Source organism: Limosilactobacillus coleohominis, from assembly GCF_016901675.1.
In the GTDB taxonomy this organism is placed as follows: Bacteria; Bacillota; Bacilli; order Lactobacillales; family Lactobacillaceae; genus Limosilactobacillus; species Limosilactobacillus intestinavium.
Window position 1 is genome coordinate 1 of record NZ_JACJKU010000065.1, and the last position, 8,210, is coordinate 8,210.

At 41.2% G+C, this 8,210-nt stretch carries 7 protein-coding genes; 1 reads left to right on the forward strand and 6 read right to left on the reverse strand.

Annotated elements, in window-relative coordinates:
• Positions 1-23: 23 nt before the first annotated feature.
• The 4 genes from H5975_RS06385 to H5975_RS06400 all read right to left on the reverse strand — a co-directional run bounded on the left by H5975_RS06385 (position 24) and on the right by H5975_RS06400 (position 4,717).
• Positions 24-1,934 carry a copper-translocating P-type ATPase gene (locus tag H5975_RS06385; RefSeq protein WP_204785346.1) on the reverse strand — a complete coding sequence of 637 codons (1,911 nt, stop codon included), beginning with the start codon at positions 1,932-1,934 and terminating at the stop codon, positions 24-26.
• Positions 1,934-2,305, reverse strand: a complete 372-nt coding sequence (locus tag H5975_RS06390; protein WP_204785347.1) for a cupredoxin domain-containing protein — start codon at positions 2,303-2,305, stop codon at positions 1,934-1,936. Before H5975_RS06390 ends, H5975_RS06385 begins: the two co-directional genes overlap by 1 nt.
• Before the next feature lie 162 nt (positions 2,306-2,467).
• A complete protein-coding gene (locus tag H5975_RS06395) occupies positions 2,468-3,403 on the reverse strand; it encodes a hypothetical protein (RefSeq protein WP_239473162.1) in 936 nt (311 codons plus the stop codon).
• A 138-nt stretch (positions 3,404-3,541) separates the two neighbouring features.
• Entirely contained in the window at positions 3,542-4,717 is a 1,176-nt protein-coding gene (locus tag H5975_RS06400) for an aminotransferase class I/II-fold pyridoxal phosphate-dependent enzyme (RefSeq protein WP_204785348.1), read from the reverse strand.
• Positions 4,718-4,857: 140 nt separating this feature from the next.
• On the opposite strand from H5975_RS06400, the gene bsh reads away from it, so the two are divergent.
• The gene (gene bsh / locus H5975_RS06405; protein WP_204785349.1) at positions 4,858-5,844 is read left to right on the forward strand and encodes a choloylglycine hydrolase; all 987 of its coding nucleotides are present in this window, start codon (positions 4,858-4,860) and stop codon (positions 5,842-5,844) included.
• Positions 5,845-5,918: 74 nt separating this feature from the next.
• On the opposite strand, the gene cls is transcribed toward bsh, so the two are convergent.
• The gene (gene cls, locus H5975_RS06410; protein WP_204785350.1) at positions 5,919-7,418 is read right to left on the reverse strand and encodes a cardiolipin synthase; all 1,500 of its coding nucleotides are present in this window, start codon (positions 7,416-7,418) and stop codon (positions 5,919-5,921) included.
• Positions 7,419-7,481: 63 nt separating this feature from the next.
• A complete protein-coding gene (locus tag H5975_RS06415; protein WP_204785351.1) occupies positions 7,482-8,081 on the reverse strand; it encodes a GNAT family N-acetyltransferase in 600 nt (199 codons plus the stop codon).
• Positions 8,082-8,210 lie beyond the last annotated feature (129 nt).

Consider the following 8,210-nt stretch of genomic DNA (forward strand, 5'->3'; position numbering starts at 1 on the left):
TTCACCATCAAGACATAAATCGTTTAATCTAGTTTGACACGGTTTAGCAATAATGAAGAGGTTATAACTGAAACCGAACTAAATGCCATCGCTAAAGCCGCAAACTCAGGGCTAAGGACAAGACCTATTCCAGCAAACACTCCTGCAGCAATTGGAATTCCAATCACGTTGTAAATCAGTGACCAGAATAGATTCAATTTAATCCGTTGGAATGTTTTACGACTCATTGCCAGCGCCTTAACAACACCACGTAAGTCATTTTGAACTAAAACAATTTCACCAGATTCAATTGCTATATCCGTTCCAGATCCCATTGCAATTCCAACATCCGCTGTAGTTAAAGCCGGTGCATCGTTAATTCCGTCACCAACAAATGCTACACGACCTTTTTCTTGGGCCTGCTTAACATATGTTGCCTTTTCATTAGGTAATACTCCTGCAATTACCTTTTGAATACCAACTTGCTTACCAATTGCTTCTGCAACAGTCTGATTATCGCCAGTAAGCATGATGGTTTCTAATCCTAAGTTGTTCAGTTGTTGAATTGCTTCTGCTGAAGTTGGCTTTGGTGAATCTTGAATAGCAATTAAACCAATTACTTTATCGTCCACACCAACTAATACCACCGTCTTAGCTTCTGATTGCAATTGTTCACGTTGCTTTGCCAACTCAGAATCTATTTCTTCTTTAGCCAAGCGTTCGCTACCAACAAACGCTTGGTGACCATTTATTTTTCCTCGAACCCCTTGTCCACGGACTGCTTCAAATTCCGTTACAGGTTGCACTTCAATTTGATCCTCATTCGCCTGCTGAACAACTGCACTGGCCAGCGGGTGTTCTGACTGGTCTTCTAACCCAGCCGCAATGCTAAGAACCTTCTTACGGTCCCCAACTACATCCGTAACCACTGGCTTACCAACTGTAATGGTCCCCGTTTTATCAAAAATGACGGCCTTTAAGTCATCAATAACTTCCAGTGCTTCACCATCTTTGATTAAGATTCCCATTTTAGCAGCTCGACCAGTACCAACCATTAGGGCAGTTGGTGTTGCTAAACCAAGTGCACATGGACATGCAATTACAATTACCGCTACCGCATACAACATTCCTTGAACCATGGAAGCATGGAAGAATGTGACCCACACTGCAAAAGTAATAATCGCAATAATCAAGACGGCCGGAACAAAGATCTGGGAAATACGGTCAGTTAAGTTCTGAATTGGTGCATGGCTGGTTTGGGCCTTTTTGACCATTTCTACAATTTGGGCCAGCATCGTTTCGTCGCCAACCTTGGTAACCTTAATGGTTAAAGCACCATCCGCATTCATTGTGGAACCAACTACTTCGTCACCCACACCCTTATGAACAGGCATACTTTCACCAGTAATCATTGATTCATCAACCGTGGAATCTCCACTGACTACAACCCCGTCCAAAGGAATTTTTTCACCTGGTTTGACCCGGACTACATCACCAATTTTAATCTGATCAATCGGCGTTTCCACATATTGACCATCTTTAAGCACCCAAGCTGCCTTAACTTGTAAGTCTAATAACTTTTTCAACGCATTGGAAGCCCGATTATGCATTCGTTCTTCCATCATATCGCCGAGTTGGACGAACAAGGCAATGAATGCCGCACTTTCAAAATAAACATCACGGCCGGTGAGCATTGCAAAAATACTATAAGCATATGCGATGATTGTTCCTAATGCCACCAACGTGTTCATATTAGCGTTGTGCCTTAGAAATGCTGCCCATGCGCTCACCCAGTATGGCCAAGCACCAACTACCATGACGACAGTGGTCGTCAAAAAGGCAATCCATGTGTAGCCTGGCATCATAATATGAAATGGCATTAACACCATTTGAATCAATAGTGGCAAAGTAAAAATCAACGAGATCCAGAAACGTCGTTGTAACGTCAGTCTCATTATTTAACAACCACCTTTCCGTGGAACATGTTCATTCCACAAGCAAAATCAATTTCTCCCGCCTGATCAGTTGGAATTTCAATACTGGTTTGCGCTTGTTTCGTTAAGTCACGATCGACACCGAGCTTATCAAAAACAACGTGAGAAAGACATGCTGTTGAATCCTTCATATCAAAATTCAACGTTGCAGAGACGCCCTTCTTTAAAACAACTGTTGAAGGAGAATACCCACCCTTGACAACAATGTTAGCCGTTTGATGATCAGCATCTTTCGTAGCAGCAACGGCCTGTTCTTCATGATTACCGAAGAACCACCAAATAATTGCACCGATTAATAATAAGCTGAGAATTAATATGATTGTGCTTTGCATGGTTCATTTCCTCCTATGTTTACATCTGTAATCTTAATTTCTAAAAACAGTTTAAATCCATCGTTTACGTTTGTCAACACTAAATATAAAAATAAGAGAGTGGCTATTCGATCACCACTCTCTTTTAAATACTAATCTCACCAGTAAGATATCAAGTATCGATTATTTACTAGTATCCTTTGTTTCTTGTCCCGTGAGTTCTTCTACGGACTTAAATGTGCCTTCAAAAATGGTTGTTAAGTTTTGTGAAGGTTCCGTCTTTGCATAGTAAAGTGCTGTTGCAGCGTATGTCACTGGCAACCAGGCAACAATCCCTAAGAAGGCAACGATGAAACCAAACCAAATCCAGAAGTTAGTTGCTGTGTAAATACCATAGTAGCCAAGGCCACCAAAAATAGCTAACCAAACTACGACTGGCAAAACGACTGTCACAATAGCTACTAATAACCAGTTCCATTTTAGTCCCTTCATGTAGCGCTTGCTGGCAGTTAATGCGTAGCGCATGGATTGACCAAGAAATTCAGGGCGCTTGTCATTATATAAGAAGTAAGCTTGTGAGTATTGAAGTGATTTCCAGATCACCAAGATTAGGTTAAGAACACGACAAATGATTACCACAGCCGTTTTACGGGCAAAGATTCCAGCAACAATATCCAATGGTAACGTCCAAAGGAAAATATACAGGCCAATATATAATGCTAATCGCCAAAGCTGGTTCTTGTTCAGGCGTTTATACTGTGCCCAGATACTGGATACCGTAACCTTTTGCTCCTTATTGCGGAATCTTTCCAGATAAGTGTATTGGAAAGCTGCCTGAATAAATCCATAGAAGAAGTCAACAGCTAATACTAGAACTAATGCAACTACCAGTTCTAGCAATGCCATCCCGATTGCCCCTGCGGAAGTCATACCATACATCACCATCATAATGTTCATCATGATGGAACTGGCAATACTTTGGAAGAAATACATTAAAATTGCACTTAACGCTACAAAAATAATGAAGAAGCCACCAATGGGCCATAAAGCGTTAGTATATTCTCCTTTAAAACTGGACTTTAATTCATTAATAAAATCCTTTAACGAAACTTTTTTCATTCTGTTCTCTCCTCTAATAATATCTAAACGAATTAGGTCTTATCATATCACAAGATAACGAACCTAACATAACAAAACACGGCTGATTTCTCAACCGTGTCATCGTTATTTTAAATAAAATTCTTAAATTGTTCATATTTAGTGTTGACGGTCGGCACAATATTTTGCTAACCGTTCCATTGCCACTTTAATTTGGTCAAGCGCAGTTGCATAACTAAATCTGATGCAATGTTCGCCGCCCTTGCCAAAGTATGAACCCGGAGTAGCAGCAACTTTAGCATTCTTGGCCATATCATAAGCCAGTTTTTCATCATCTTGTTCCAAGAAGGATGGAATCCGTGCAAAGATGTAAAATGCCCCTTGTGGAGCAGTACATTGCCACCCCATCTTCTTTAATGCTGCTTCCATTACATCCCGCCGTTCAATGTAGGCTTTTTCCATCGGTTGATAGTCTTTACGACCATTTCGTAATGCTTCTTCTGCTGCATCTTGAACAAACGTTGCGACATCAGTAACTGCAAACGCGTGAACTTTGAAAATATTAGAAACAACATCCTTTGGTGCTGCCAAATAGCCAATTCGCCAGCCGGTCATAGCGTAGCTCTTCGATAACCCATTTACTAGGATTGTTTGTTCTGGCAAACTTTTAGCAATTGAAGCTGCTTGACCATCATACCAAAGTTCACTATAAATTTCGTCCGCCAAGATAAAAATGTTTTTACCACGGACCAGATCAGCGATCGCATCCAGTTCTTTCTGGTTCATTGCAACCCCGGTTGGGTTAGAAGGATTGACGACCACGATGGCCTTCACCCGGTCACCATATTTATCTAAGTAAGGTTTCAAAACTTCTGGGGTCAGCCGGAAATCAGTAGCAGAAGTGTCGACTTCAACTGGTATTCCTCCAGCGATTGCCACATCAGCAGTGTAAATTGAGAACGTTGGCGTTGGTACCAATACAACATCACCAGGATTAACGATGTCACTCAATGCTGCAAAGGCCCCTTCAGTAACCCCGTTAGTTACTAAAATTTCAGTTTTGGGATCATATTGAACATCAGCGGTGTCATTTAAATAGTCGCTAATGGCACTGAGTAATCCTGCCGTCCCACGTTGCGGAGCATAGTGAGTCCGGTTATTTTCAATTGCTTGGACACCCGCTTTTTTAATATGTTCAGGTGTATTAAAATCCGGCTCCCCAATTGTTAATTGAACAATACCGTCAATCGTACTGGTATATTGAGAAAAATCAAAAATTTTTTGAGTGGGAACGTTGTTTAAGGCGTCCCGCATATGCTTACTCATATCAACCATTTTAATACCCCCTTTTAATATAGAATAATTAATTAGCTACTACTATTATAAAGCAAACGCTTTCTCATTTACAAAAAACTACCCTGTCTCTATAATGAAAATTGTTTAAAAATTACATCATTTAGAAAGAATGTTCCATTATGTGTACAGCATTAAGCTTTCAAGTGGACAATAACCATTATTTTGGACGAAATCTGGACCTAGAATTATCCTATGGTCAACAAGTAGTCATCACTCCGCAAAACTTTTCGTTCAAATTTCGTGAAGTAGCCAATCTAGATCACCACTTTGCATTAATTGGCGTCGCATCCGTTGTTGATAATTACCCACTTTATTTTGACGCTGCCAACGACCACGGTTTAGCAATGGGTGGCCTCAATTATCCTGATAATGCTTATTACGCTGATAGTATTTCCGGGAAGGACAACGTTGCTTCTTTTGAACTAATTCCGTGGATTCTTGGTCAATGCGCTACCGTCGATGAAGCAAAAAAGTTGTTGGCAAACATTAACATCACCAACCAACAATTTAGCCAACAATTACCACCCTCTCCGCTTCACTGGTTAATCTCTGACCACTCTGATTCCATCGTTGTCGAAAGTGACCGTGATGGTGTCCACGTTTACGATAACCCAGTTGGCGTCCTAACCAATAACCCCTCATTCCCTAAACAGTTATTCAATCTAAACAATTATCGAACCATCTCAGCAGCTACTCTTCCTAACCAATTTTCCGCTCAAGTACCCCTGGAGGATTACAGTCGTGGACTTGGTCCCCGTAACTTACCGGGTGGGATGGATTCAGAAAGCCGCTTCGTGCGGGCAGCATTTAATAAGTACAACGCAACTTGGGATCAACATGATGAAGTCGCCAACATCACTGAACTTTTCCATGTAATGCATTCTGTCGAACAACAAAGCGGATTAGACCAAGTTGCCACTAATCCTGCTAAATTTGAATACACCATTTACACCGTTGGTTACAACCTCGACAAAGGATTACTCTACTATACAACTTACACGAATAATCAAATTAACCTGGTTAACATGAACAAGGTTAACCTTCAAGGAAACAGTCTGACTGCTTACCCATTCGTCAATGACCAAGCCATTAATAATGTTAACTAAATTTATCATTCACAAATTCTAACAACAATAGGGCTTAATGCTCGGTTTTGCCGAGCATTAAGCCCTATTTTTTTCTATAAGATTGGCGATAGTAACCGTGAGAAGTATTGCTTAAACTTACGCCATTTCGTTTGCTGGTCAAAATATTCAGGTGTTAAGCGGGTTGACTTAGTAAGATCATTTTCAAAAGCCTCCCGCAGCTTTTCAGCGATATCTTGATTGTACATGAACGCATTCACTTCGAAGTTCAAACTAAAACTCCGGTAGTCCATGTTCGCTGAACCGACGGACGATAACGTCCCATCTGCCACCATTGTTTTAGCATGAATAAAGCCATTGTCGTATTTATAAACTTTTACTCCATTATTAACCAAGTATTTAGCATAGTATTCAGTAGCTCGGTAAACAAACGGGTGATCCGGCATGGAAGGAATCATAACACGAACGTCTACTCCACTGTGTGCCGCAATCGTCAGTGCTTCAAGCACCGAAGGTTCAGGAATCAAATAAGGAGTTTGAATATAAACGTACTTAGTAGCTCGACTGATTAGGTTCTCATATCCACGGCGAATTGCAAATCGCTGGTTATCTGGTCCGGACGAAACAATCTGCATAGAAACCAAGTCCTGTGCTTTAATTTCTTCATCGGTTGGACGTTGAATTGTAAACTGTTGTAAGTATGGTGATAAGTCAAATCGTGGTAACCGTGAACGTCGACAACTCGTGTTCCAATCCATTGCAAACCGCAATTCCATCATTTGCGCTGCTTGTCCGTGAACCCGAATGTGGGAATCACGCCAATAGCCAAATTTCGGTGAAAGTCCCAAGTATTGGTTACCGATGTTAAAACCACCAATATATCCTAATTGATGGTCAATAATTACTAACTTGCGGTGTAAATGATAGTTCATTCGAGGAGTCATAAACCAGTGCTTAGGTGCAGAAATAAATGGCTGTGCTTCTCCGCCAAGTTCTCGTAAATGTTCAAAGAACTGTGGCCGTGTCCCCCTTGAGCCACTGGTATCATATAGCACCCGGACTTTGACTCCGCGGTGAGCTGCACCTTCTAAGGCGTGTAAGATGCGGTGTCCTAAATCATCCGCGTAGAATGTGTAATATTCCAAATTAACCATCTTTTGTGCATGATTGATGTCATCAATCAAGTGGGAAAACTTAACGTAGCCATCCGCAAATAAATCCACCTGGTTGTTAAACGTGATTGGTGCTTCACCATTATTCAAAAAGGCGTTCACCATCATCCGATCCTTAGTGTGTCGCGCACCCTTTGGTAATAACTCATGCTTATTAATCAGATGGTGCTGCTTCTTGAGGAATTTATCGCGCACCTGCGCCTCTTCTTTACGGAGTGTGAAAATATCGTCGTGTGAGAGTTGACGACCGAGTATCAAATAGGCCACAAAACCCACAAAGGGAAATACTGTTAATACTAATAACCAAGCCCAGGTCGACGCAATATCACGGCGGCTTCTAAACACTGTCCAGATTGCAAAGCCAATGTTAATCAGCCAGAGAATTTCAATAATCCGTCTAATGACGTCCCATGTCCAAACCATTCTAATGATCCTCCATTTGCAGAATAGTCAAATTTTATCACACTAATGGAAAGGGATTACACATTAATGAATATTCAACCGGTCAGCAATCTCCTGCCGAACGTCATTAAAATTTTTCACAGCTTGTGGCTGATCCACGTGCTTTCCAATTATTTTTTCCATCCACACCATATCGTACCACCGGCCAAATTTGTAACCACACTGGTGGAATTCACCTACCATCCGGTAGCCTAAATGGGCATGAAATTCAGCACTGTTTTTCGTTAAGTACTGATCCTCCTCTGTAGGATAGCCAATGCAAGCGTTCATATTTAGGATTCCCATCGTTCGACAAATGTTTTCCAGTGCCTCATAGAGTTTTTTACCAACTCCGTGATGACGCTCATCGGTGGCCACATAAATGGAAGTTTCAACTGCCCAATCATATGCCTGTCGGCCCTTAAATGGTCCTACGTATGCATAACCAACAATTTGTTGCTGCCGTTCGACCACAATATAAGGATATTTCTTCAATGTATTTGCCATTCGGTCACGAAATTCATCTACCGTTGGAACCTCATATTCAAAGGAAATTACCGTCTTTTTGACATACGGCGCATAAATATTAACTAATTCAGGTGCATCCGTTAACCGGGCTACACGGATCTGAACGTCATCCGTCATCCTCAACATCTCCTTATAGATAGTGGTTCTACACTATTCGGTACTGATGAGTTTTCATCAGTGCCGTTTTTGTATATGATGACAATAAAAAAGGACAATTACCCCAAAAAATACACACACGGTAATTGC

Coding starts and splice junctions, on each gene's coding strand:
- H5975_RS06385 (WP_204785346.1), bottom strand. CDS start 1,934: ATGAGACTGACGTTACAACGACGTTTCTGGATCTCGTTGATTTTTACT.
- H5975_RS06390 (WP_204785347.1), bottom strand. CDS start 2,305: ATGCAAAGCACAATCATATTAATTCTCAGCTTATTATTAATCGGTGCA.
- H5975_RS06395 (WP_239473162.1), bottom strand. CDS start 3,403: ATGAAAAAAGTTTCGTTAAAGGATTTTATTAATGAATTAAAGTCCAGT.
- H5975_RS06400 (WP_204785348.1), bottom strand. CDS start 4,717: ATGGTTGATATGAGTAAGCATATGCGGGACGCCTTAAACAACGTTCCC.
- bsh (WP_204785349.1), top strand. CDS start 4,858: ATGTGTACAGCATTAAGCTTTCAAGTGGACAATAACCATTATTTTGGA.
- cls (WP_204785350.1), bottom strand. CDS start 7,418: ATGGTTTGGACATGGGACGTCATTAGACGGATTATTGAAATTCTCTGG.
- H5975_RS06415 (WP_204785351.1), bottom strand. CDS start 8,081: ATGACGGATGACGTTCAGATCCGTGTAGCCCGGTTAACGGATGCACCT.